The sequence below is a fragment of the Pseudazoarcus pumilus genome (assembly GCF_002872475.1).
Lineage (GTDB): Bacteria > Pseudomonadota > Gammaproteobacteria > Burkholderiales > Rhodocyclaceae > Pseudazoarcus > Pseudazoarcus pumilus.
In genome coordinates this window covers 2,728,177-2,753,213 of record NZ_CP025682.1, presented here as the reverse complement: position 1 = coordinate 2,753,213, position 25,037 = coordinate 2,728,177, and the positions used below count along the sequence as shown (strand labels likewise).

Annotated in this window: 23 protein-coding genes; 9 read left to right on the top strand and 14 right to left on the bottom strand. The window is 67.4% G+C overall.

Features of this window, described 5'->3' with window-relative positions:
- Position 1 precedes the first annotated feature (1 nt).
- The 5 genes from C0099_RS13395 to C0099_RS13375 form a co-directional block, all read right to left on the bottom strand.
- Positions 2–2,515 carry a putative bifunctional diguanylate cyclase/phosphodiesterase gene (locus tag C0099_RS13395; protein ID WP_102247880.1) on the bottom strand — a complete coding sequence of 838 codons (2,514 nt, stop codon included), beginning with the start codon at positions 2,513–2,515 and terminating at the stop codon, positions 2–4.
- A gap of 193 nt (positions 2,516–2,708) precedes the next feature.
- Positions 2,709–5,636, bottom strand: coding sequence for a bifunctional diguanylate cyclase/phosphodiesterase (locus tag C0099_RS13390; RefSeq protein ID WP_102247879.1), 2,928 nt, complete (start codon positions 5,634–5,636; stop codon positions 2,709–2,711).
- A 46-nt stretch (positions 5,637–5,682) separates the two neighbouring features.
- On the bottom strand, positions 5,683–7,878 hold the full coding sequence (locus C0099_RS13385; RefSeq protein ID WP_102247878.1) for a methyl-accepting chemotaxis protein: 2,196 nt from the start codon (positions 7,876–7,878) through the stop codon (positions 5,683–5,685).
- A gap of 150 nt (positions 7,879–8,028) precedes the next feature.
- Positions 8,029–8,676 (bottom strand): response regulator, encoded by a 648-nt coding sequence (locus C0099_RS13380; RefSeq protein ID WP_102247877.1) that lies wholly within the window; start codon positions 8,674–8,676, stop codon positions 8,029–8,031.
- A gap of 1 nt (position 8,677) precedes the next feature.
- Complete coding sequence (locus C0099_RS13375) at positions 8,678–9,997, bottom strand: sensor histidine kinase (RefSeq protein WP_102247876.1); 1,320 nt, start codon at positions 9,995–9,997, stop codon at positions 8,678–8,680.
- Between the two features lie 148 nt (positions 9,998–10,145).
- Here C0099_RS13375 and C0099_RS13370 point away from each other — a divergent pair, with 148 nt between their 5' ends.
- Positions 10,146–12,269 carry a YgiQ family radical SAM protein gene (locus C0099_RS13370; RefSeq protein WP_228151699.1) on the top strand — a complete coding sequence of 708 codons (2,124 nt, stop codon included), beginning with the start codon at positions 10,146–10,148 and terminating at the stop codon, positions 12,267–12,269.
- 66 nt (positions 12,270–12,335) lie between these two features.
- Here the strand turns inward: C0099_RS13370 and C0099_RS16040 are convergent, their stop codons facing one another.
- Positions 12,336–12,491: an RSP_7527 family protein gene (locus C0099_RS16040; protein WP_164084934.1), complete on the bottom strand. Its 156-nt coding sequence runs from the start codon at positions 12,489–12,491 to the stop codon at positions 12,336–12,338.
- 109 nt (positions 12,492–12,600) lie between these two features.
- Between C0099_RS16040 and gcvA the strand changes: the two genes are divergently transcribed.
- From gcvA to cls, 8 genes are all read left to right on the top strand, one after another.
- Positions 12,601–13,617, top strand: coding sequence for a transcriptional regulator GcvA (gcvA, locus tag C0099_RS13365; protein ID WP_102247874.1), 1,017 nt, complete (start codon positions 12,601–12,603; stop codon positions 13,615–13,617).
- A 77-nt stretch (positions 13,618–13,694) separates the two neighbouring features.
- Positions 13,695–13,940 carry a type II toxin-antitoxin system Phd/YefM family antitoxin gene (locus C0099_RS13360; protein ID WP_102247873.1) on the top strand — a complete coding sequence of 82 codons (246 nt, stop codon included), beginning with the start codon at positions 13,695–13,697 and terminating at the stop codon, positions 13,938–13,940.
- On the top strand, positions 13,940–14,356 hold the full coding sequence (locus C0099_RS13355) for a type II toxin-antitoxin system VapC family toxin (RefSeq protein ID WP_102247872.1): 417 nt from the start codon (positions 13,940–13,942) through the stop codon (positions 14,354–14,356). The genes C0099_RS13360 and C0099_RS13355 overlap by 1 nt, the downstream gene beginning before the upstream one ends.
- Positions 14,349–15,041, top strand: a complete 693-nt coding sequence (locus C0099_RS13350) for a protein-L-isoaspartate O-methyltransferase family protein (protein ID WP_102247871.1) — start codon at positions 14,349–14,351, stop codon at positions 15,039–15,041. The genes C0099_RS13355 and C0099_RS13350 overlap by 8 nt, the downstream gene beginning before the upstream one ends.
- A 98-nt stretch (positions 15,042–15,139) precedes the next feature.
- Positions 15,140–15,352, top strand: a complete 213-nt coding sequence (locus C0099_RS13345) for a cation transporter (protein WP_102247870.1) — start codon at positions 15,140–15,142, stop codon at positions 15,350–15,352.
- Positions 15,349–17,823 (top strand): heavy metal translocating P-type ATPase, encoded by a 2,475-nt coding sequence (locus C0099_RS13340; protein WP_102247869.1) that lies wholly within the window; start codon positions 15,349–15,351, stop codon positions 17,821–17,823. The genes C0099_RS13345 and C0099_RS13340 overlap by 4 nt, the downstream gene beginning before the upstream one ends.
- A gap of 87 nt (positions 17,824–17,910) precedes the next feature.
- Positions 17,911–18,327, top strand: coding sequence for a Cu(I)-responsive transcriptional regulator (gene cueR, locus C0099_RS13335; protein WP_102247868.1), 417 nt, complete (start codon positions 17,911–17,913; stop codon positions 18,325–18,327).
- 42 nt (positions 18,328–18,369) lie between these two features.
- On the top strand, positions 18,370–19,830 hold the full coding sequence (gene cls / locus C0099_RS13330) for a cardiolipin synthase (protein ID WP_102247867.1): 1,461 nt from the start codon (positions 18,370–18,372) through the stop codon (positions 19,828–19,830).
- A gap of 15 nt (positions 19,831–19,845) precedes the next feature.
- Here cls and C0099_RS16250 read toward each other — a convergent pair whose 3' ends face one another.
- The 8 genes from C0099_RS16250 to C0099_RS13295 form a co-directional block, all read right to left on the bottom strand.
- The gene (locus tag C0099_RS16250) at positions 19,846–19,983 is read right to left on the bottom strand and encodes a hypothetical protein (protein ID WP_228151598.1); all 138 of its coding nucleotides are present in this window, start codon (positions 19,981–19,983) and stop codon (positions 19,846–19,848) included.
- Complete coding sequence (locus tag C0099_RS16245; RefSeq protein WP_228151597.1) at positions 19,983–20,261, bottom strand: alcohol dehydrogenase catalytic domain-containing protein; 279 nt, start codon at positions 20,259–20,261, stop codon at positions 19,983–19,985. Before C0099_RS16245 ends, C0099_RS16250 begins: the two co-directional genes overlap by 1 nt.
- Positions 20,262–20,313: 52 nt before the next feature.
- Complete coding sequence (locus C0099_RS13320) at positions 20,314–20,778, bottom strand: hypothetical protein (protein ID WP_199797615.1); 465 nt, start codon at positions 20,776–20,778, stop codon at positions 20,314–20,316.
- Positions 20,779–20,879: 101 nt separating this feature from the next.
- Entirely contained in the window at positions 20,880–21,086 is a 207-nt protein-coding gene (locus tag C0099_RS13315) for a DUF2933 domain-containing protein (RefSeq protein ID WP_102248517.1), read from the bottom strand.
- A gap of 77 nt (positions 21,087–21,163) precedes the next feature.
- Positions 21,164–21,682 (bottom strand): YHS domain-containing protein, encoded by a 519-nt coding sequence (locus C0099_RS13310; RefSeq protein ID WP_102247866.1) that lies wholly within the window; start codon positions 21,680–21,682, stop codon positions 21,164–21,166.
- Positions 21,675–22,367 carry a methyltransferase family protein gene (locus tag C0099_RS13305; RefSeq protein ID WP_102247865.1) on the bottom strand — a complete coding sequence of 231 codons (693 nt, stop codon included), beginning with the start codon at positions 22,365–22,367 and terminating at the stop codon, positions 21,675–21,677. The genes C0099_RS13310 and C0099_RS13305 overlap by 8 nt, the downstream gene beginning before the upstream one ends.
- Complete coding sequence (locus C0099_RS13300) at positions 22,364–22,618, bottom strand: DUF2933 domain-containing protein (RefSeq protein WP_102247864.1); 255 nt, start codon at positions 22,616–22,618, stop codon at positions 22,364–22,366. Before C0099_RS13300 ends, C0099_RS13305 begins: the two co-directional genes overlap by 4 nt.
- Before the next feature lie 10 nt (positions 22,619–22,628).
- Positions 22,629–24,929, bottom strand: coding sequence for a heavy metal translocating P-type ATPase (locus C0099_RS13295; RefSeq protein ID WP_102247863.1), 2,301 nt, complete (start codon positions 24,927–24,929; stop codon positions 22,629–22,631).
- Between the last annotated feature and the right edge of the window lie 108 nt (positions 24,930–25,037).

Below are 25,037 nucleotides of genomic sequence, written 5' to 3'. Positions count from 1 at the left end.
GCTAGGTCTGCGGCGCGAGCCGCGCGCCGAGGGCGGTCTCGAACTCGGCCAGGGCGCAGGGCCGGCCGAACAGGTAGCCCTGGAACAGGCGGCAACCGATGTCGTGCAGTGCCGTGCGCTGCGATTCGGTCTCCACGCCCTCGGCGACGACTTCCAGGCCGATGGCGCTGGCGAGCGCGATCACCGATTGCGCGATGGCCGCGTCCTTGGGTGCGTCGAGGATGCCGCGCACGAAGCTCTGGTCGATCTTGATCTGGTCGAGCGGCAGATTCTTCAGATAGGACAGCGACGAGAAGCCGGTGCCGAAATCGTCGAGCGACAGATGCAGTCCCAGCGCCTTGAGTTCGTCCAGTTTCCTGGCCACGCCGGCGATGTCGTCGGCGAGCACGCTCTCGGTGATCTCGAGCTTCAGACGCGCAGGATTGGCCCCGGTGCGCGCCAGAATCTCGGCGAAGCGTTCGATCAGTGTGTCGTTGCGAAACTGGCCGACGCTGACGTTGACCGACAGCGTCAGCGACGCGGTGGCGGCATGTTTGCCCCAGCGCGTCAGACACAGGCATGCGGCCTCGAAGACGTCGAAGCCGATGGGCACGATCAGCCCCGTTTCCTCGGCCAGCGGGATGAAGGTTGCCGGTGAGACCAGACCGAGGTCGGGGTGCTGCCAGCGCAACAGGATTTCCGCACCCACGGGGCGTCTGTCGGCGTCGACCTGCATCTGGAAGTAGGGGATCAGTTCCCGGTTGCGCATCGCACGGCGCAGTTCGTTCTCCAGGCGCGCGCGCTCCTCGACCGCGACCTGCATCAGCGGGTCGAAGAAGCGGATCGAGTTGTTGCCCGCCGATTTCGCTTCGTACATCGCCAGATCGGCCTGCTTTAGCAGGACATCGATCGACGTCGAATCGCCGTCGATCAGCGTCACGCCGATGCTGCCGCTGCTGTAGTGCTCGACGCCGTCGAGCGTGAAAGCGGTGTTGAGCGCGCGCTGCACCTTCTCCGCGATCACTTCCGCCTGGTTGGCGGCTTCGGCCGCATCGGCGCTCAGTTCCTCGACCAGGACGACGAATTCGTCGCCGCCGATGCGCGCCACGGTGTCGCCGCCGCGCACGCAGCGCGCGAGCCGTTGCGCGGTCTGCTTGAGCAGTTCGTCGCCCTTGTCATGACCCGCGCTGTCGTTGAGCGTCTTGAAATTGTCCAGGTCGATGAAGATCAGGGCCGCGCAGTCGTGCTTGCGGCGAAACCCCGCCAGTGTCTGGCCCAGGCGGTCGACCAGCAGACGGCGGTTGGGCAGGCCGGTGAGCACGTCGTAGAAGGCGAGCTGGTGGATCTGCGCCTCTGCGGCCTTGCGTTCGGTGATGTCGCGCATCATGCCGACGAAGGAGGTCATGCCGTCGCGCACGAACTCGGAAACGCGCAGTTCCAGTGGGAACAGATCGCCGTCGCTGCGACGTCCTTCCAGTTCCCGGCCTTTGCCGATGACGTGTGCTTCGTGGGTCTTCAGATACTGCGCGATATAGTCGTCGTGTCGCGATTTGTGCGGTTCGGGCACGAGCATCGCCACGTTCTGGCCCAGCACCTGGGCGGCCGAGTAGCCGAACATGCGTTCGGCCGCCGGGTTGAACGATTCGATGCGGCCATGGGCGTCGATGGTGACGATGGCGTCGAGAATGTTGTCGACGATCGCGCGCATCTGCCTGGAGCGCTCGCCCAGTGCGCGCTTGGTCGATACCTGGGCGGTGATGTCCGAGATCGACAGCACGAAGCGCAGCCCTTCGCCGCCCTTCGCTTCCAGGCGCGTGCCGTTGACCGACAGGATGATGCGCTGGCCGTCGTCGAACTCGATCATGTGGCGAAAATCGTGAATCGGCGCATCGGCGCGTGACAATTGGGCGTGCGGCAACTGGTCGGACGCGAGCAGCCTGCCGTCCAGGTCCATGATGCGGCAGTCCGCACAGGCATAGCTGCGCCCCACCACGTTCCTGCGCTCGGGCGAGAGGATGCGCGAGGCGGCCTCGTTGGCGAAGACGATGACGCCCGCCTCGTCGAGCACCGTGATGGCCGACACGCTGGTCCGCAGCACCTGGGCGAGAAACTGCTGTTCGGAGGCCAGGCGCGATTCCAGGCCACGCCGTTCGCTGATGTCCATGTGCGTGCCCAGCATCAGGCCCGGCGCGCCGGCATAGAAGCGGATGTGCGGCGGACCGGTGACCAGCGGGTTGTCGGCGAATCGGGCGTCGGCCGCGGCATCGGCGACCTCGAAGATGCCGTCGCCGAGGATCGCATGGCCGCAAAGGGAGATCTCGCGCGGTGTCTCGCAGGCCTGAAGGCCCTGGCGGGACTTGAACCACTGCCGCGTGGAGTCGATCAGCGACACCAGGCAGATCGCCACCCCGAAATGCGCCTGTGCCAGCCGCGTGATGCGGTCGAAGCGCGCCTCGGCCGGCGTATCGAGCAGTTCCGTGCGATGCAAGGCCGCGAGGCGCTCGGCTTCCTCCTGCGGGTGATCCGGTGACTGCATCGGAATGCTCCAGGCGCGTCTGACGTTTGGCCCGACCGGCGTTTGCCCGAGCGGGCGCGCAGTCCCAAGCCCTCAAGCGCAGGGGAGAGCTTGTTCGATCCGGCTGCAATTTCGGCTAGCGTACCCGAGGACCGGGGGATGTGCATGACTGCGTTGGGGTGGTCGATCGACCGGCCCCGGAGAAGCGGGAGAGTCAGGCCGCGGAACGTTCTTCTTCGAGCAGTTCGGTGCAGCGTCTGGTCGCCAGCGCGCGGTGGAACAGCCAGCCCTGCACGTACAAGCACCCCAGCTGTTCGAGCACTTCCAGATCGGCGGCCGTTTCCACGCCCTCGGCGATGACATCCAGCCCGAGTTGGCCGGCCAGACGGATCAGCGCGTCGACGATGTAGCGGTTGTTGCGCGTGACGCTCACCGCGTGCACGAAACCGCGATCGATCTTGATCTTGTCGACCGGCATGGATTGCAGGTGGGCGAGCGACGAATAGCCGGTGCCGAAGTCGTCGAGCACGATGCGCACGCCCAGTTGTCGCAGTCGCTCGAGGTTGCCGGCGGTGCTCTCGATGCTGCGCACCAAGGCCGTTTCGGTGACTTCCAGTTCGATCGCGTCGAAGGGCAGGCCATGCCCGCTCATCAGTGTCTCGAGCGTGGCTGCGAATTCCGGTTGCTTGAGCTCATGCACCGAGACGTTCACCGCAAGGCGGATGTCCAGGCCCGCACCGCGCCATGCGGCGAGCTGGCGGCAGGCGTGGCTGAGCATCCAGTGGCCCAGTTCCAGGATCATGCCGGTTTCCTCGGCCAGCGGCACGAAACGGTCGGGGCCGACCGGCCCGAAGCGTTCGCTGTTCCAGCGCAGCAGCGCTTCGACGCAGACGATGCGGCGCGCGCCCAGATCGATCACCGGCTGGTAGTGCAGCTCGAGTTCGCCGTTGTCGGCGCGGATCGCATCCTTGAGGGCGGATGCCAGCTCCACGTCCTCGATCGAACCGCAATCGAATTCGGCCGCGTACAGCTTGTAGTGGCCGCGCCCGGCGCGCTTGCTGCGGTACATCGCCTGGTCGGCGTGGCTCATGGCCACATCGGCGCTGTCGGCGTCGCGCGGGATCATGCAGATGCCGATGCTCGCGTTGGCGGCGACGTGGCTGTCGCCGATCGGGATCGGCGCGTCGAGCGCGTCGAGCAGCTTGCGCGCGATGCCGGTGGCGTCTTCCTCGCCGCGCAGGCCCGGCGCGATGATCACGAACTCGTCGCCACCGAAGCGCGCCAGCGTGTCGCCGCTGCGCAGGCAGGCCTGCAGGCGCTGAGCGACGGTGACGAGCACCGTGTCGCCGGCCTTGTGACCCAGCGTGTCGTTGATCAGCTTGAAGTTGTCCAGGTCGAGGAACATCAGCGCGGCCGCGCCGTGATTGCGCTCGGCCGCCTCGATGGCCTGCTCGATGCGGTCGATGAGTACCAGCCGGTTGGGCAGGCCGGTGAGGCTGTCGTGGGTCGCGCTGTGTTCGAGCTGTTGTTCCCAGTTCACCCGTTCCGAGAGGTCGCGCGCGATCAGCGAGTAGCGCGCCACCGTGCCGTCATCCTCGCGGTGAGCGACAACGACGATGGACACGGGTATGCGCCGCCCGTGTCCGCAGCGCAGATGGGTCTCCCCGGAGAACACGCCGGCACGTCGCGCCGCCGCGAACATGGCTTCGGGCGGAAGCGGCAGGTCGACGTCGTCGAACAGTTGTTCGAGTGGCACACCCGCGCCGTCGCCGGCGCCCTGCTGTGCAAGCGCGAAGGCCTGGCGTGCGGCCGGGTTGGCGTAACTCAGGAGCAGGCCGGCGTCGGCCTGGAACACCCAGTCGGGGGATTCCTCGAGTACGCCGAGCAGATGGCTGCGTTCGTCTTCGAGGCGACGGCGCGTCTCGATGTTGCGCACGAAGGCCACGGCGCATCGCCGGCCGTCCAGTTCCGCCCCGCCCAGACTGATCTCCACCGGCACCGGTGTGCCGTCGCTGCGCACGCCGTGCACTGCGCGCATGTGACCCATCGGACGGCTATACGGGGCACGGGCATAGGCGCTGCGCTCGATCACGTGACGCTCGCGCGCGGAAGGGGGCAGCAGTATCTCCACCGGACGGCCGATCAGTTCCTCGGCCGCGTATCCGAAGTCGAGCAGCAACTGGTTGTTGGCGGCGACGATTGCACCCTGCTCGTCGATTACCAGCACGCCGTCCGGCGCCTCGGTGATCAGCGTGTCGAGAAAGCGCTCTTTCTCTGCAAGTCGGCGACGCAGGGACTGCTCGCGCAGATAGGGCATGCGCAGATTGCGCAGATAGGACAGGCGGTAGAAGGCCGCGCCGGCGAGGACCTTGTAGGCGAAACCCGCCAGATGGGCCACATCGGCGCCATGTTCGCGCACCAGGAACAGGCCTTCGCCCACCATCAGCGCGGCGACGCCGATCGTGAGCAAGGTGTCCGTCCCGTGTTGCGGAGCGTCGCGCAACAGGACGGTCACCAGAGCCGCGACCAGTGCCAGGGAAATCGCCGCCTCCACGAGGATGCCGGTGAGCGAGCGCACGCCATGATCGATGGCCAGTGGGGGGATGGCATCGGCGCCGGTCAGCGCTGCGGCAATTGCCAGCGCGGTGACGATCAGGGTCACGGCCAGCCAGCGCGCGCGCCGAGTGCGGTCGAAGGCGCGCTCGGGCAGCCACAGCCGTGCCAGGATCACGCCGGCGGCCGTGGCGCGTGTGAGCACGCACAGCAGGATTTCCTTCTGGGGCGTGTTGGGCGTGATGAAGTCCGGCATGCGCGACGAGGACAGTACATGGGCGAAGTCCATCAGTCCGACCGCGAGAAAGCCGAAGGCGAAGACCATGTCGCCGATCGAAGTTCGGCCCTGGTGGTTCCACCCCGACAGGAAGATCAGCAGCGCGAGTGCGATCGTCGCGTGACGCAGGGCGCTGTCGACCGGCACCAGCCACGCTTGCGCCACATGCTGCGGGCCGGCCAGCAGCAGCGCCACGATGGCCAGCGCACCGACGATGACCAGTGCGCGACCCAACCGCAGCCAGCGCGTGTCGGTCTCGCCCATGGTCGCGCCCGCAGGTGTCCGTGCGAAGGATTGGGCCCGGGTATTCATCGGCTCGTGAAACGATCTTCGGGGCGGGTCGTCGCCGCGTTCGTGTTCAGGCACCGTGCGGGGCGAGTCGGGTCATCGCCGCCTCGTCCGGCTGCCGGATTTTCATGTCCATGGCGTATGCATGGGTAGTCGCTGCGGCCGACGCGATATTGAAGCGCGCCGTCAGGGTGTCGAGCGTGCGCGCCAGCTCCGCCAGATGGGCGGCTGCGGCAGCGCTCTCGCCGGCGCTGGCCGAGACCTGCTCGGTGCCCATCGAGACGCTCTCGACGCGGCCGGCGATCTCGCGCGTGGCCGCTGCCTGTTCCTTGAGCGCGTGACCGATCTCCTCGACGGCGCTGGCGATGCGCCCGGTGCCGGTTTCGATGTCGACGACCGAACGTGCCGCGTCCTCGGCGAGCACGACGCCGTCGCGTACCTGGCCAACGCTGGCCTCCATGCGGGCGACCGCGTCGCGCGTGCCGTGCTGGATGCGTTCGATCATGCGCACGATGTCGCCGGTCGAGCCGGCGGTGCGTTCGGCGAGCTTGCGCACCTCGTCGGCGACCACGGCGAAGCCGCGACCCTGCTCGCCGGCGCGTGCGGCTTCGATGGCGGCATTGAGCGCCAGCAGGTTGGTCTGCTCGGCCACCTCGCGGATGACCTGCACGACGCTGCCGATCTCCTGCGACAGGCCTTCGAGCGCGCGGATGCCGTCGGCCGTCTCGGTCACGGTCTGGGCGATGCGGTTCATGCCGGCGGCGGTGTCGCGGATCACGCCGGCGCTGCGTCGCGAATCCTCGGCCGCAGTCTGCGTGATCGTGCGCGAATCCTCGGCGTGACCCTCGACCACGTCGATCGACGCCGACAACTGCTCGACCGCGGCCGCCATGCTGGCGGCCGATTCGGCCTGCGCCTGCGCCACCTGCGAGGCGTCCGTGGCGACGTGGCGCAGCTGATCCGATTCGCTCTTGAGTCGGCCGACTTCTTTGCTGACTTCCGCCACGAGTTCGTGCAGGTTGTTGCGCATCGTCGACAGCTCGGCCAGCAGTGTGCCGATTTCGTCGCGGCCGGACACCGGTACCGGTGTGTCGAGTTGTCCGGCGGCGATGGCGCGCGCGGCCTCGACGGCCTGACGCAGTCCGTTGCGGATGCGCCGCAGCGTAAACAATGCGGTCAGCGTGCCGGCGATCGCGCCGATCGCGATCAACGCGATGAAGACGGCCTGCGTGCTGCGGTAGCGCTGCCCGGCCGCCGCGTGCTCGGCCGCCGTGAGCTGTGCCTGGTAGTCGGTGAGCGCGTGCAGGGCCTGCATGGCCATTTCGCCCTCGATGTGGCCCGCTTCGATGAAGCTGTCGAGCGTCGCGGTGTCGGCGCGGCCCGTACGGATCGCGCCCACCGCCTCGCCGAGCTTGCCCAGCCAGGCGTCGCGCTTCGTCTCGAAGTCGCCCGCCAGCTTGCTTTCATCGGCGGCCTGGAAGGTCTCGAGATAGGCGGCCCACAGACGGTCGATCTCGCTGCGGTTGCGGCCGATCGTATCCAGATGCACCTCGGCGGGCGTTGCACCGAGCTCGTTACGCTGCCTTGCGAGAAAAGCGAGCACGACCAGTCGGCGGTTCTCGTTGAGGCGGTAGCCGATGCGGTCGAGTTGCATCACTGGCAGCATGCGGTCCGCGTAGACGGTGGCGAGGGCCTCGCGCGCGGCGTGCATGCCGTACAAGCCCAGCGCGACCGCGACGTAGAAGATCAGCGTGGCGAACGAGGCCCATACCCACAGGCGCTGGCTCAGGCTCAGCCTGCCGGCGACCCGGACGAGCGCACGCAGCCGGCCGCGTCGAGCCGGGCGGCCCTCGTCGAGCATCCATTGCGGGTCGCGTCGCATGTCGGCGTAGAGTTTCTCGGCCGCGGCGATGTCGTCGTCCGGGGCGCGCATGCGCACCGACAGGAATCCGCCGTCTGGAGTCGGCGAGACATTGGCGCGCACCCAGTAGTGGTCGCCGTTCTTGCAGCGGTTCTTGACGATGGCCGTCCACGGCCGGCCGCGCTTGAGTGTGGCCCACAGGTCACGGAAGGCCTCCGGCGGCATGTCGGGGTGGCGCACGAGGTTGTGCGGCTGGCCGAGCAGTTCCTCGCGGGTGAAGCCGGAGATCGCGACGAAAGCGTCGTTGGCGCTGACGATGCGCCCTTTCGCATCGGTGCGCGAAACGAGGGTAGTGCCGTCCGGAACCGGGCGGTTGACGCCGGTAACGGGCTGGTTGTTGCGCATTTTGGGCCTCCGCGCGGCGCGAGCCCACCCCTGTCGTGGTCACGCCTCGGTGTCGTGCACAAAGTCATACTTCGCGCATACGTCGTGCACAGTGCACATCGTCGCGCGCAGGCGAAATCGGGCAAGTCTGAATTGCGCGTAGGAATCGTCCTACGGGGTGTTCCAGCCGACGATCTGGTGCTGGAGCGCGTAGCGCACCAGTTCCGCGCCGGACTCGATCTGCAGCTTCTGCATCAGGCGCGCCTTGTGGGTACTCACCGTCTTGACCGACAGGCGCAGTTCTTGCGCGATGCCGGTGACGGTCCTGCCGCGCGCGAGCAGCGTCAGGACTTCCAGTTCGCGGTTCGACAGGCGCGCATGGGGAGGGGCGCCGTCCGCAGCTTCGAGCAGCATGCGGGCGGAGATCTCGGGATCCACGTAGCGCTGGCCTCGTGCGGTGCGGCGCACGGCCGCGATCAACTCTTCAGGCTCGCAGTCCTTCGTCAGATAGCCGGCGGCACCGGCGCGCAGCAAGCGCGTGGCGAGCTGTTTGTCGGCGTGCATTGTGAACATCAGCACCGGCAGGCGCGGCTGGGCTTCGCGCACGCGGCGCACCAGCTCGACGCCGTGCGGACCGGGCATGCCGACATCGCTTACGAGCACATCGGCGGGCGTGTCGCGCACCCTGGCAAGCGCCTGCCAGCCGTCCAGACATTCGCCAACCACCTCGATGTCGTCGGCCAGCGCCAGCACCTGGCGCACACCCTTGAGCACGACTCGGTGATCGTCGGCGAGCAGTATGCGCGTCGCGCTCGGCATTTCAGTGAGCACCCATGCGGCGCAGCACGGCGCATTCGTCGCAGGCCGGTGCCGCATGCGGCGCGGGCGCCGCATTGGGAACGCGCAGATCCAGCACCGTACCGCCGCCAGGCGGGGTGGACCAGGTGATGCTGCCACCCTGGATGGTCGCCCGTTCGTGCATGCCGAGTACGCCGAAATGACCCTCCGTGCCGCCTCGCATCGGGTCGAAGCCGATACCGTCGTCGCTTACCCGTACATGCAGCGCGTCGTCGTGCGCGGCCAATTCGATGCTGACCTGCGAGGCTTGCGCGTGGCGCACGACGTTGGTCAGCGCCTCTTGCACGATACGGAACACCGGAAGAGCGTGACGTTCGTCGATGGCGGGCAGTCCTGCCGGCGGCAGCGACAGCCGGCACGCGATGTCGCTGCGGCGCTCGAGGTCTTCTACCAGCCATTCGAGGGCCGGCTCCAGTCCCAGATCGAGCGCGGTTGGGCGTAGCGCGCCCGAAACACGACGGACGGCGCGAATGGCCTCGTCGATCAGACCCTTCATGTCGGTCAGCCGCTCGGCGTGCCGCGGATCGGAGTCGACCAGCGCGTTGCGCAGCATGGCCGCGTCCATGCGCAGCGTGGTCAGGTATTGGCCCAGTTCGTCGTGGATCTCGCGGGCGACATTGGCGCGTTCCTCCTCCATCTGGCGCTGGTGATGGGCCGCCAGTGCGCGCAGGCGCTGGCGCGAATGGCACAACTCAGCGTCGGCGGCCTGGCGCTCGGTGATGTCCTGCACCGTGCCGGTGGCGCAGCGCAAGGCGCCGTTGTGGTCAAACTCGAACTGCGCGCGTTCATGTACCCAGCGCACCGAGCCTTCGCGCACGATGCGATGCGCGAGGTCGTAGCCGTCGCCAGCGAGCGCACGTGTCCAGGCCTGGCGCACGCGTTCGCGATCGTCCGCATGCACGCAGGCGAGAAAGGCGGCGTAGTCGATCGGCGTGCCCGGTGCGATGCCGAAGATGCGGTAGGTCTCGGCACTCCATTCGATCACGCCGCGCGGTTCGGTGATGCGCCAGCTGCCCACGTGGGCCACGGCCTGGGCGCGCTCCAGTTCCGCGCGCGAGGCCTGCAATGCCTCGACACGCTGGCGGTTGCGCGCCAGCAGCAACAGGCTCAGTCCGGCCAGCGCGCACGCGGCGAGCGTGGGGAGGAAGGCTGACGGGACGCCGTTGCCGACGCCGAGCAGCGTGAGCGCGAGCAGCGCCGCTGCGGCCAGCGCGAGCACGCAGCCGCCGGCCTCGACCATGCGACGCTGCGTCGTGCGGGCGGACAATGTCTGCTCGAGCATGAAAACGGCCTTTTATCCCTTGTTGCGACAGGGATCTTCTACCGCGGCCACCGCGCGCCGGAGGAGTAGAATCGCGCCCGTGAGTACCTCGCCCGAACCCATCTTCGCGCGCGCCCGACCGGCCCGCGATCCCGCTCCCTTCCTGCCCATGTCGCGTGCCGAGATGGATGCGCTCGGCTGGGACGAATGCGACGTGATCGTGGTGACCGGCGACGCCTATCTCGACCATCCGAGCTTCGGCATGGCGCTGGTCGGACGCCTGCTTGAGGCGCACGGTTTCCGGGTGGGCATCATCAGCCAACCGGACTGGACCAGCGCCGAGCCTTTTCGTGCGCTGGGCAAGCCCCGGCTGTTCTTCGGGCTGACGGCCGGCAACATGGATTCGATGGTCAACCGCTACACGGCCGACCGCAAGATCCGCTCCGACGACGCCTATACGCCCAACGCCGAGGCCGGCAAGCGGCCCGATCGTGCAGTGACGGTGTATGCCCAGCGCGCGCGCGAGGCCTTTCCGGACGCCAACGTCGTGATCGGCAGCATCGAGGCGAGCCTGCGGCGCATCGCGCATTACGACTACTGGTCGGACAAGGTGCGCCGCTCGGTGCTGCCGGATTCCAAGGCCGATCTGCTGATCTTCGGCAACGCCGAACGCGCACTGGTCGATCTGGCGCACCGGCTCCACGCTGGCGAGGACATCAAGGAAATCCGCGAGCTGCGCGGCACGGCGTTCATGGTCAAACCGTGCTGGTTGCCGGGCGAAGACTGGGCCGAAGTGGATTCGCTGGCGCTTGATCGCCCCGGAAGAATCGAGCCGCACGCCGACCCCTACGCGATGCAGCCGGAAACGACGAGTGGCGCCTCCTGTGCCAGCGGCGGCGATGCATTGGTCCAGCCGGTGCGTATCGTGCCGGCCGCCGAGCGTGTCGCCACGCGGCGTGCCGCGCGCGCGAAGACGGTCATCCGCCTGCCGTCATATGAAACGGTGAGCGCCGACCCGGTGATGTACGCCCATACCTCGCGCGTGTTCCACCTCGAATCCAACCCCGGCAACGCGCGCGCGATGGTGCAGGCGCACGGAGAGGGGCCGGGGCGGCGCGACGTGTGGCTCAACCCGCCGCCGATTCCGCTGACCACGCCCGAGATGGATTTCGTCTACGGCCTGCCGTATGCCCGTGCGCCGCACCCTGCTTACGGCGACGCGCGCATCCCGGCCTGGGACATGATCAAGTTCTCGATCAACATCATGCGCGGCTGTTTCGGCGGATGCACCTTCTGCTCGATCACCGAGCACGAGGGCCGCATCATCCAGAGCCGCTCGGAGGAATCCATCCTCGACGAGATCCGCGACATCCGCGACAAGATCCCGGACTTCAAGGGTCACATCTCGGACCTGGGCGGCCCCACGGCCAACATGTACCGCATGGCCTGCAAGGACGAAAAGATCGAGAAGGCCTGTCGCCGCCTGTCCTGCGTGTATCCGGGCATCTGCGAGAACCTCGACACCGACCACGCGCCGCTGATCTCGCTGTACCGCAAGGCGCGCGCGATTCCGGGCGTCAAGCGCGTGACCATCGGTTCCGGTCTGCGCTATGACCTGGCCGTGCGCTCGCCCGAGTACGTCAGGGAGCTGGTTACCCACCACGTCAGCGGCCTGCTCAAGATCGCGCCCGAGCACACCGAGGAGGCCACGCTCTCCAAAATGATGAAGCCGGGCATCGGCACCTACGACGAGTTTCGTCGCATGTTCGACAAGTATTCTGCCGAGGCCGGCAAGAAGCAGCATCTGGTGCCGTACTTCATTGCTGCGCACCCGGGCAGTACCGACGAGGACATGCTCAATCTGGCGCTGTGGCTCAAGCGCAACGGCTTCCGGCCGGATCAGGTGCAGACCTTCATGCCCACGCCGATGGCCATGGCCACCACCATGTACCACTCGCGCAAGAACCCGCTGCGCAAGGTCACGGCCGACTCGGAAACGGTCGAAACCGCGCGTGCCGGCAAGGCCCGCAAGTTCCACAAGGCGCTGCTGCGCTGGCACGACCCGGCCAACTGGCCGCTGATCCGCGAAGGGCTGAAGGCCATGGGACGCGATGATCTGATCGGCAACCGCCGGGATCAACTCGTGCCGCATCACCAGCCGGTGAATGCACGTGTTGCGGGCGCGAAAGGGGCGGATGAAAAAAAATCACCCCGGACTGCGCGCGGGAGCAACTCGAGGGTCGCGCGGAGCCGGGGTGAAGGGCGGAAGTCACGGGCGGGAACCCGCGGGTGACTTCCTGAGCCGGTGCCTGTTCAGGGGGAGGAGGGGGAGGCAGACACCGGCGAGGACAGCTCTGAATCAGGCAGCGTGCGTGCGCTTGATTCCGGGTGCGGCGTTGCGAACGGCTTCGCGCATCTTCCGGAAGGCATTGCGGAACAGCTCGGCGATCACGCGGTTGCGCATCTGGTGCGCGGCATTCACAAGACGGGTCACGTCGATGTTTTCGTCGTACATTTTTTCTCTCCTTGAGCTCATCGTGTAAGCACGGAGTGCAATGTACATCGCATGACGCAACGCAACAAACGATCAATAGTCAGCCGATAGATGAGCTAAACTCATCCGTATGTCCGATCGCCTTCCTCCGCTCAACGCGCTTCGCACCTTCGAAGCCGCCGCCCGCCACCTCAGCTTCAAGCTGGCGGCCGAAGAACTGTCCGTCACGCCCACCGCCGTCAGTCACCAGATCCGCGGGCTCGAGGAATACCTTGGCGTCCAGTTGTTCCGCCGCTTGACGCGCGCGCTCGAACTCACTGCCGAGGGCGAGGCCCTGCTGCCCGGCGTGCAGGATGGGCTGGACCGCTTCGGCGAAGCCGTTTCCAGGGTGCGACGCATGAAGCCCGGCGCGCGCCTGCGCGTGGTCGCACCGCCGTCCTTCGCCGCACGCTGGCTGATGCCGCGCCTGCACCAGTTCAACGAGCGCGAACCCAACGTCGAGCTGTATCTGCGCGGCTCCATCCGCGCCATCGACGACAGCCGCCGCCGCGCCCGCACCAACGAGCAGGACGCCGGCCGGCGCGGGCGCAACCGCGACACCCCGCAGGTGTGGATCCGCTACGGGCTGGGTGACTACCGCGGCGTGCGCGTCGACCGCCTGTTCGAGCCGGAATACACTGCCGTGTGCAGCCCCGCGCTGCTGCGCCGGCGCATCCCGCTGGGCAGGCCCGAAGACCTGCGCCACTTCGCCCTGATCCATGACGAGACCATCCCTGACCCGGCCCTGCGGCCGCGCTGGGAGGCCTGGCTCAAGGCCGCCGGCGTGCCCCACGTGCGCGTGGCCGGGCCGCACTTTTCCGATTCGGGCCTGGCCATCTCGGCGGCCATCGACGGGTTGGGCGTGGCGCTGCTCGCGCGCCAGCTCGTCGAGGGCGAGATCGGCGCGGGGCGGCTGGCTGCGCCCTTCGACACCAGCATCCGTTGCGGCTTCGCCTACTACATCGTCTCGCCCGAGAGCGTGGCCGACGAACCGCAGGTGCGCGCCTTCCGCGACTGGCTCATCGAAGAGGCCGCGACCCGCCCTACGCCGGCCTTCGCCGAGCCGTCCGACAATACGGAATCCAGTGACATGGTCGGAACGCCATGATCGCGCCTGCGGATCGGGCCGTTCCATGGCGGGGCGATCCGCGGTAGCATTTACTGGCTAGCTATGTGGAGCATGCGATGCAATCGGTTCCGATCTATCAGGCCAAGAACCAGCTGTCCGAGCTCATCGTCGCCGTCGAAGGCGGCGAGGAAATCGTGTTGACCCGCCGCGGCGTACCGGTTGCGCGACTGACTGCGTTGGTTGGCCAAGAAGGTGCGTCGGGGCGCCGCATCGAGGCCGCTTTGGGGCGTCTGCGGGCTTTGCGCGAGAGCGTGTCGCTCGATGCCGACCTCAAGAGTGTGGCGCGAGAAGGCCTGGACTGATGTTCGTGCTGGACAATTCGGTGCTGTGCGGCTGGTTTCTGCAAGACCAGGCCGACGCCTACACCGAGGCTGTCGCCGCGCGCCTGTCGAGCGAACGGGCCTGTGCGCCGCCCCTGCTGATGCTCGAGTTCGCCAATGTGCTGCGCAACCTGTGCCGGCGGGGACGATTCTCTGTCGAGCAGGCGAACGAGGCCATCGATGCCGTCGCCATGCTGGGGATCGACATCGACCATCGTGAAGTACCTGCGGCAGAGATTTTCAACCTGGCGGGGCGCTTCGATCTGACCGCCTATGACGCGGCCTATCTGCAAGTCGCGCTGGCCCGCCGTGTTCCTGTCGCCACCCGCGACACGGCCCTGATTGCCGCCGCGCGTGCCGCCGGCGCCGGCGTCGTGAACGAATCGATTGATGACTGAAAGCTTCCGAGACACCCGCAGCACCGAAAACGAATCCATGCTCGCCGAGATTTCGCTCGGCGCCTGCCTGATGTCCGAACAGCTCGGCCGCGACACCTTCGATGCGCGCGTGCTCGACGCCATGCGCGCGGTGCCGCGCCATGCGTTCGTTCCGCTCGAGATGCAGCCCCATGCCTACCACCTGCGCCCATTGCCGATCGGCTTCGACAAGAGCATTGCGAACCCGCTGATCGTCGCGCTGATGACCGATGTGCTGCGCGTCGAGCCACATCACACGGTGCTCGAGATCGGCACCGGTCTGGGCTGGAACGCCGCGCTGCTGTCGAGACTGGCGCGGCAGGTGTACACGATGGAGATCGTCGACGAACTGGCCGCCGAAGCGCTGGAACGACTGCACCGCAACGGCTTCGGCAACGTCGAGCTCCTGCTCGGAAACGGCGCCGAGGGCCTGCCGCGCCACGCGCCCTTCGACCGCATTCTGGTCACCTGTGCGCCTCAGCTCATTCCGCCTGCGCTGCTCGCGCAGCTCGCGCCGGGCGGCCGCATGGTCGTGCCCGCCGGCCTGCCGGGCGAGCAGATGCTGATGCTGGTGACTCGCGACGCGGACGGACATGCGCGGGTGGCGGACATCCTGCCGGCCACCTTCGGCGAGATGGACCGTGCGGAACTGAGCGGATCGATGTAAGCCCGCGCCGGCGCGCGAACCCTTGCATTTTCCGCTTGACATTCCCATTGTTGGAAGGTGGAGACTGGCTTCACCATCCACCGACAGGAGTGCAAACAATGTACAGCTTCAACGTGCACGGCATCGGTTGCGGCACATGCGTACGCAAGATCACTGCTGCCATCAACAACTTCGATGACGAGGCCGTGGTCGAGGTTGATGTAGCCGGCGGCGTCGTCGGCGTTGACAGCGAACTCGAGCCGCGCGAGATCCGTCGTGTCATCGAGGACGCCGGGTATGCGGTCTCCGCCGGCGCGGGAGCGGCGCAATGAGCACGCAGGCTGCGACGGGCGAACGCACGCTGCACGTGAGCGGAATGACTTGTGCTTCATGCGTCGCCCACGTTGAAAAGGCTCTGGCCAAGGTGCCGGGCGTGGAAGCCGCGAGCGTCAACCTAGCGACCGAGACGGCCACGGTCACGGCCGCGCCCGACGTCGCCTTCGAGGCGCTGGAGCAGGCGGTGGAGCGCGCCGGCTACGAGGTCGTGCGCGACGAGACCGTGCTCGACATCGAAGGCATGAGCTGCGCGGCCTGCGTCGGACGCGTCGAGAAGGTGCTCGCACGGGTGCCCGGCGTGGTCGACGCGAGCGTGAATCTCGCCGCGCGGCGTGCGCGCGTTGTGTCGGCAGGGTCGGTCGACACCGCGGCGCTGATCGAGGCGGTGAAGAAGGCCGGCTTCGAGGCCAGGCCGGCTGCCGCAGCGAACGAGGATGCGCGCGAGAATGCTGCCGAGATCGAGCGCCGCGAACTCGTGCGTGACGTGTGGATCGCCGCCGCGATGACGCTGCCGGTGTTCGTGCTGGAGATGGGTTCGCACTTCATCCCCGGCGTGCACGAATGGGTGATGGCCACGCTGGGCCACACGCTGAACGGCTGGATCCAGGCCGTGCTGACCACCGCCGTGATGTTCGGGCCCGGGCTGCGTTTCTTCCGCAAGGGCGTGCCGGCCCTGCTGCGCGGCGCGCCGGACATGAATGCGCTGGTCGCGCTCGGCACCGGCGCGGCGTGGAGTTATTCGCTGGTCGCGCTGATCGCGCCGGGCCTGCTGCCGGAAGGCACGGCCAACGTGTATTTCGAGGCCGCGGCGGTGATCGTCACGCTGATCCTGGTCGGCCGCCTGCTGGAGGCGCGGGCGCGCGGCCGTACTTCGGAAGCCATTCGCCGGTTGATGAAGATCGCGCCGCGTACCGCGCGCGTGCGCCGCGACGGCGAAGCGGTGGAACTGCCGATCGGCGAGGTCGCGGTGGGCGACGTCATCGAGGTGCGCCCGGGCGAGAAGATCGCCGTGGACGGCGAGCTGATCGAGGGCGAATCCTTCGTCGACGAGTCCATGATCACCGGCGAGCCGGTGCCGGTCGAGAAGGCCGCGGGCGACACGGTGGTGGGCGGCACGCTGAATACGCGCGGGGCCTTCGCGTTCCGAGCCACCAAGGTGGGTGCGGACACGGTGCTGGCGCAGATCATCCGCATGGTCGAACACGCGCAGGGCGCCAAGCTGCCGATCCAGGCGCTGGTCGACAAGGTGACCATGGTGTTCGTCCCCGTCGTGATGGGCGTGGCCGCGCTGACCTTCATCGCGTGGATGATCTTCGGTGCCTCGCCCGCCTTGAGCTTCGCGCTGGTGTGCGCGGTGGCGGTGCTGATCGTCGCCTGCCCCTGCGCGATGGGGCTGGCCACGCCGACCTCGATCATGGTTGCCACCGGACGTGCGGCGGCGATGGGGGTGCTGTTCCGCAAGGGCGACGCGCTGCAGGAGCTGTCGCGCGCCGAGGTCGTGGCCTTCGACAAGACCGGCACGCTGACGCTGGGCCGGCCGCAACTGACCGATCTGGTGACCGCCGAGGGCTTCGAGCGCGAGGAGGTGCTCGCGTGGGTCGCCGCGGTCGAGCGGCGCTCCGAACACCCGATCGCCGAAGCCATCGTCGCCGCCGCGCGCGAAGCCGGATTAAAGGTGCCGGAGGCCGAGGGCTTCGAGGCCACGGCCGGTCACGGCGTGCGCGCGCAGGTTTCCGGGCGGCGCATCGAAGTCGGTGCCGATCGCATGATGCGCGGGCTCGGGCTGGACGTTGCCGTCTTCGCCGGGACCGCCGAGCGCCTCGGCGACGAGGGCAAGAGCCCGCTGTACGCCGCCGTGGACGGCAAGCTCGCGGCGATCATCGCGGTGGCCGATCCGCTCAAGGACACCACCGTCGAGGCCATCCGCGCGCTGCACGCGATGGGGTTGAAGGTGGCCATGGTGACCGGCGACAACGCGCGCACCGCACACGCCATTGCGCGCCTGGCCGGCATCGACGATGTCGCCGCCGAGGTGCTGCCAGACGGCAAGGTCGAGGCGCTGGAACGGCTGCGCGGCGAGGGCAGGCGCATCGTCTTCGTCGGCGACGGCATCAACGATGCGCCTGCGCTGGCCTCGGCCGAGGTGGGCATGGCCATCGGCAGCGGCACCGATGTCGCCATCGAGAGCGCCGACGTGGTGCTGATGTCCGGCGATCTGGCCGGGGTGCCGCGCGCCATCGCGCTCTCGCGCGCGACGATGAAGAACATCCGCCAGAACCTGTTCTGGGCCTTCGCCTACAACGCCGCGCTGATCCCGCTCGCCGCCGGGGTGTTCTATCCGGCCTTCGGGCTGCTGCTCTCGCCGATCTTCGCGGCGGCGGCGATGTCGCTGTCGAGCGTGTTCGTGCTGAGCAATGCGCTTCGGTTGCGGTGGTTCGCCGTGGCGTCCGACCGCAGGGCGCTATAACCGAAGGGCATTGCGCCGTATGAGGCTTACATCCGGCGGATTACGCTGCGCTAATCCGCCCTACGAGAATCGGATTCAGGGGGAAGCATGAACATCGGCAAGGCCGCCGCCGCCTCGGGCGTGTCGGCGAAGATGATCCGCTATTACGAGTCGGTGGGCCTGATCCCGCCGGCGCGGCGCACCGATTCCGACTACCGCGTGTACTCTGACGATGACGTGCACGTGCTGCGCTTCATCCGCCGCGCACGTGATCTGGGCTTCTCGGTGGATGACATCCGCGAACTGCTCGCGCTGTGGCGCGACAAGCGTCGCGCCAGCGCGGACGTGAAGCGCATCGCGCTCGGGCATGTCGCCGAACTTGAAGCGCGCATCGCCGCGCTGCAGGACATGGCGGGCACGCTGCGCCGGCTGGCCGAGTGCTGCCATGGCGACGCGCGGCCGGACTGCCCGATCCTGGGTGACCTGGGTGAAGAAAGCGGCAGGGCTTGCGGGACCGGGCGTTGAACGTACCATGGGCTCCCTTGCATGCAGGAGCGCGACGGGCGGATGGCATTCGAACGACTGAGAACCTGGTATCGCGAACACCCGCGGCGCACCTGGCTGTCGGTGATGCTGTTCGCGCACCTGCTCGGTTTCGTGTCCTCGCTCGACGCGCTGATGTCCACCCGCACCGCGCCGGGTGCGGTGGCATGGATCGTGTCGCTCAACACCTTTCCGGTAGCGGCCGTGCCCATGTACTGGGTGTTCGGGCGTAGCCGCTTCCATGGCTACGTGATCGGCCGCCGCGAGGACGACAACCAGCTCTACAACGATCTGCAGGGCCACATGTCGCTGGTCCATCCCTTTCGCGTCACCTTGCCGCCCGACGGGGGAAAGGTGGAGGCCATCGAGCGCCTGGCCAAGATGCCGATGGTGGTCGGCAACGAGGTGGAGCTGCTGATCGACGGCGAGGCCACTTTCCGCAGCATTTTCGAGGGCATCGAAGCAGCGCGCGAGAGCGTACTGGTGCAGTTCTATATCGTGCGCGACGACGACATCGGCCGCGAGTTTCAGGCGCTGCTGATGCGCAAGGCGCGCGAGGGCGTGCGTGTGCGTTTCCTGTACGACGAAATCGGCAGCTACCGCTTGCCCGCGTCGTATCTTGCGGACATGAGCGAGGCTGGCGTGCAGGTGCAGCGATTCCATTCCACGCGCGGCTCGGGCAACCGCTTCCAGCTCAATTTCCGCAATCATCGCAAGGTCGTCATCGTCGACGGTCGCGATGGCTGGCTGGGTGGCCTGAACGTGGGTGACGAGTATCTGGGGCGATCCAGTCATTTCGGGGACTGGCGCGATACCCATCTGCGCATGACGGGGCCGGCCACGCTGTGCCTGCAGCTATCCTTCGTCGAGGACTGGCATTGGGCGACCGGCGAGATTCTTGAGCTGGACTGGACGCCGCAGCCTGCCAACGGGCAGGATGTGCCCGTGCTGGTACTGCCCAGCGGTCCGGCCGACCGCTTTGAAACCGCCAGCCTGATGGTGCAGCACGCGATCAGTTCAGCACGCGAACGGCTGTGGATTTCCAGCCCCTACTTCGTGCCGGACGAGGGCGTGCTCGGCGCGCTCAAGCTCGCCGCGCTGCGCGGAGTGGATGTGCGCGTGCTGGTCCCGGAGCGGCCCGACAACATCCTGACCTACTACGCCGCCTACGCCTTCGTCGCCCCGCTGCTGGAGGCCGGCGTGCACATCCACCGTTATCAGGCCGGTTTTTTGCACGGCAAGAGCATGTTGATCGACGACGTTGCGTCCGCCGTGGGCACGGTGAACCTCGACAACCGTTCCTTCCGGCTCAACTTCGAGATCACCGCCTGGGTCCTGCAGCGCGAGTTCGCGCAGCAGATGGACGACATGTTCAGGCGCGACTTCGAGCGCTCGCGGGAGATGACCCTGGTCGAAGTCCTCGACAAGCCCTGGTGGTTTCGCGCCGCCTCGCGCGCCGCCTATCTGACCGCGCCGGTGCTGTGAGGGCGCGACGCGGAGTCAGGGAGTGATCGCCACCTTCAGCACGCCGTCGCGCTGGTTGGCGAACAGTTCGTAGGCCTCGACGATGTCGTCGAGCCGGAAACGGTGGGTGACCAGTGCCTGCGTGTCGATGCGCCCGGAGGCGATCACGCTCATCAGGCGACGCATGCGTTCCTTGCCGCCGGGACACAGCGTGGTGATCCCTCGCGGTAGCCCTGCACCGCCGAGCCGAGCTTCTCGATCACGCCGACCGGCTCGTGACCGATGGTCAGGTCGGGCTGCACCGGATACTCGCCCTTGAGGATGTGCACGTCGGTGCCGCAGATGGTGGTGGTCGTGATGCGGATCAGCGCATCGAGCGGACCGATATCGGGAATCGGCTTGTCCACCAGTTCGATGCGTCCCGGGGCGGTGAATACGGTCGCTTTCATCATGGCGGTCATCGGGGTGTCCTCGGTTGCAGGTGGTGGCGGTGGGCGGTGCGCGTCACAGCGCGTCGAGCCGCGACATGTCGCGCACCAGGCGGCGCGTTTCCGCCTCATGGCTGGCGGCAAGCGCGGCGAAGAAGTCGCGCTCGTCGCCGATCGGTGCGGTCTCTGCACGGTGGCGGTAGAGGTCTTCCATGGTCTTGTGGATGGCCAGCGCGTTGGCCAGCAGATCCTCGACCGCCTTGTCGCCGACCGCATCGCACAGGCGTGCGACGACCGACGGCTGCGGGAATTCCGTGGTGTCATCGAACCAGGTCTCGAGCACGTTGCGATGCTCGCTGCCGTCAGCCAGGTAGCGTGTCAGCGCGGTGTGCATCTGACGCTCGTGCTCGGCCAGATAGCGAAGCGCCATGCGCGTGCGCTCGTCGACGCACTCGCAGCTCGACTGCTCGTACTGACGCGCCAGTTCGGCGTGGGTCCGGACGGCCCATTCGATGACTTCGCGGACTCGATGAAATCGCATGTCGTCCTCCTCTGGCTGATTGCGATCGATCATGTTCAGGATGGAGCACGGCAGGCTGCTCGGTGTTGACGCGTGTCAACCGTCGTGCCGACACGCCTGGTTCACTTGTGTCCGCGGTGCATGAACAGATGCAGCAGCGGGCAGGCCGCGACGAGGAGCCAGGGTGCGATGTCGGCCCAGTGCTCGCGGTGCTCGAACAGCAGCATCGCGCCGATCAGCGCGGCCGCCGCGGGCAGCACCCACTTGACCGTGCCGGCAGGCTTCGGGGCCGGCGCGTCGGGATCGGCCGCGGCGCGGCGGGGCGGCATGAACTTCTCGTGATCGCACATGATGTTCTCCGGCATGCAGACGGTCGGTTTCTCGATGATGGCTGACAGTGGTGCCGTCAATGTTTGCCGTGACAGGACGCGCCTCCGGGTGAGCGCTGGCTGCCGAAGCGCGGACCGACTTCGAGATTGCCGACCTCGCATTCTTCGGTGAAGTGCACGAATCCGCGCTTCAGGGCGGTGGCCCAGCCAACGCCCAGTTTCGCGCCTGCCGCGACGAGGGCCGACTCGATGTCCTCCGCGCTAACCTGAAGAAGGTCGTAGGTGATCCTGACGCGGGCCTCTTCGGCCTCGACCGCCTCGATGCCCATGAGGGTCTTCACGTGTTCGATGACGGTGTGTGCCTGCTCCGGGGCCAGCGGGGCGTTCAACTCGAAGCTACGCTGCTTGAGCACGCTGCGCCCTTCCTGTTTGGGGGCCGGACGCCCGTGCAGGCCGATGAACAGGTGGGGATGGGACAGGAAGCGGTCCCGGCATTGCGCGGAGCAAAAGGCATAACGGCTGCCGGCGTAGTCGTGCGCGAAACTGGCGGCATCCACTTCCATGCCGCAAACGACGTCCTTCACTTTTTCAGTCATTTCGTTCTCCGTTCGATTGTCGTGGGGGGGAGCCGTCGGGCGAAGTCGGCAGGGTTTGCCTGCCAAGCCGCGGGACGAAGGCGGGGGTCCGTCTCATGTAGTCGCGGTAGGCATCGCCGAACGCCGCGAGCGAGTCGGCCTCTTCGCGGCGCGCGAGACGTGCGTAGACGATCAGCAGCGCCGGGAACATCGCCAGTGTGATCAGGGTCGGCCACTGCAACAGGAAGCCGAACATGATCAGCACGAAGCCGATGTACTGGGGATGGCGGACATGCGCGTACGGGCCGGTGATGGCGAGGCGATGTTCGCGCTGTGCCGCGTACAGCACCGGCCACGCTTTGGCGAGCAGCCAGAAACCCCCGATGATGAAAGCCGTGCTGAGGATGTGGAAGGGGCCGAAGTGCGGGTTGGACTCCCAGCCGAAGCTCATTTCGAGCAGATGCCCGGCATCGTGCGAGAGCCAGTCGATGCCCGGAAAGCGTGACGAGAGCCAGCCCGACAGCAGATAGATGGTCAGCGGGAAACCGTACATTTCGGTGAACAGCGCCACGATGAAGGCCGAGTAGGCCCCGAACGAGCGCCAGTCGCGGGTTGTTTGCGGCCTCGCGAAGCTGAACGCGAACGCGATGAACAGCACCGAGTTGAGCAGCACGAGCGACCACAGACCGTAGGCGTCGCCGTTCATTTGCGCTCATCCTCGTGATGCTCATGTGCGCCGTGGGAATGGCCGCGGTGCATGAAAATGTGCATCAGCGGGCAGGCGAGCAGGATCAGCCAGGGGAGCGCGCCGAGCACATGGACGCGGTGCTCTGCGATCAGCAGACCGGCGGCCAGTGCCATGAAGCCGATGAACACCCATTTGGCCCGGCCATGGTTGCCTTCCCTGGGCGGTGTGCTATGGGTGACGTTTTCGCCGGCAGGTTCATGTGTGCTCATGCGTGGCTCCTTAGGGATTCGTGCGTTGCAGATTCGCCGCGTCGAGTCGTGCGCGCTTGAGCAGCAGCGAGTTGCCGATCACCGACAGCGAACTGGCCGTCATCGCGACGACGCCCACCATCGGGTGGAGCAGGCCCAGTGCGGCGACCGGAATCGCGGCGAGGTTGTAGAGCCACGCCCAAAACAGGTTCTGCACGATCTTCGAGAAGGTCGCGCGGGACAGACGGATGGCCTCGACGACGCGGCTCAGTTCGCCGCTGACCAGCGTCACGTCGGCGGCCTCGATGGCGACGTCGGCACCCGCGCCGATGGCGATGCCGACGTTGGCCTGCTTGAGCGCGGGGGCGTCGTTGATGCCGTCGCCGACCATCGCGACGTGATCGCCGTACTCGCGCTGCAGCGCGCGGATGGCGTCTACCTTGCCCTCGGGCAGCACGCCGGCCATGACCTCGTCGACGCCGACCTGTTCGGCGACGAAGCGGGCCGTGCGCTCGTTGTCGCCGGTGACCATGGCGACGCGGATGCCCAGCGCGTGCAAGGCCGCGATGGCGTCGCGCGAATCGGGCTTGACCGTGTCGGCGACGGCGACGATGCCGGCGGCGTGCCCGTCGATGGCGATGAGCATCGCGGTCTTGCCGTCGTTCTCGAACTGCTTGAGCGCATCTTCGAGCGCGGCGTGGTCGATGCCCGATTCGTCGAGCAGCCGGCGGCTGCCGACGCGGGTCAGACGGCCGTCGACCTCGCCCTGTACGCCGCGCGCGGTGATGGCCTTGAAGGCCTGCACGCTCGGCACCTCGATGCCGCGCTCGCGTGCGCCGGCCACGATGGACTGGCCGAGCGGATGTTCCGAACCGGCCTCGACCGATGCTGCGGCGCGCAGCACGGTTGCCTCATCGAAGCCGTCGGCGGCGATGACGTCGGTGAGCGCGGGCTGGCCGCGGGTGATGGTGCCGGTCTTGTCGAGTACCACCACCTTGATGTCCTTGAGCGTCTGGATGGCCTCGCCCGAGCGGATCAGCACGCCGCGTTCTGCGCCCAGCCCCGAGCCGACCATCAGCGCGGTCGGCGTGGCCAGCCCCAGCGCACAGGGGCAGGCGATGACCAGCACGGCTACTGCCGACAGCGTTGCGACGGTGAGCCGTCCGAGTGTCGGATCGACCCACGGCAGGAAGCCCGCGCCCCAGTCGAGTACCGGACGCAGCGTGTCGAAGAACACCAGCCACAGCACGAAGCTCGCCAGGCTGACGACGATCACCGCCGGCACGAAGCGGCCGGTGACGCGGTCGGCGAATTCCTGGATCGGCACCTTGGAGCCCTGCGCCTGTTCGACCAGACGAATCACCTGCGACAAAAAGGTATCCGCCCCGATGCGCGTGGCACGCACGCGCAGCATGCCTTCCTTGTTGATGGTCGCGCCGATCACCGCATCGCCCGGTCCCTTCTCGACCGGCACCGATTCCCCGGTGGCGATGGATTCGTCCAGGTGGCTCGCACCGTCGACGATTTCGCCATCGGTGGGCACCTTTGCGCCGGGCCGCACGATCATCACGTCGCCGATCTGCAGGTCCGCCACGGCGACCTCGACCTCGGCGCCGTCGCGCTCCACCGTCGCCGTCTTGGCGCCCAGCGTGACGAGCTTGCGGATGGCCTGCGAGGCGCGGCCCTTGGCCCGTGTCTCCAGGTAGCGGCCGAGCAGGTGGAAGGTGGTGATGGTCGCCGCCATCTCGATGAACGAGGTCATCGGATAGAAGAAGCCGAGCAGGCCGATCAGGTAGGGCGGCAGGCTGCCGAGCGAGATCAGCACGTCCATGTTGGCCGTGCGGTTGGTCAGCGAGCGCCAGGCCGAGCGGTGGGTGGCCAGCCCGCCGTAGGTGAACACCACCGGGAAGGCGAGCAGCGCGACGATGGCCAGATAGCCTGGTATAGGCTGCCAGAACATGTGCGGAACCATCAGCAACATGATCAGCGTGGTCGGTACCGCCGCGATCCACAGCCGCTTGCTGGCCTGCGCGAGGTAGCGCTCCTCCGATTCGGTCTCGGTGACGGCGGCGTCCTTGCCATCCGTCTTGATCGAATCGACGTCGTAGCCCGCGCGCTCGACGGCGTGCCGGATGGCCTCCGACCCGGTCGTCGCGGCATCGAATTCGACATTGACGCGATGGCTGGCGATGCTCGTCTGAATCTGCCCGACCCCGTCCAGCCGACGAATGGATTCGCTCACCAGCCCGGCGCAGTGGTCGCTGCCCATGCCGGGCACGATTAGCGTGAGCCGGGCGTGGGTCTTTGGGGATGTGTTTGCTGCATCGTTCATGGCGCTTCCTTCGGGTTCGGGCATTTCGGCTGGTCACGGCGCGCGATCATCAGTACGCGCAGGATGTCCGGCAACCTCATTCTGCAACCGGGCCCCTTGTTGCTCGAT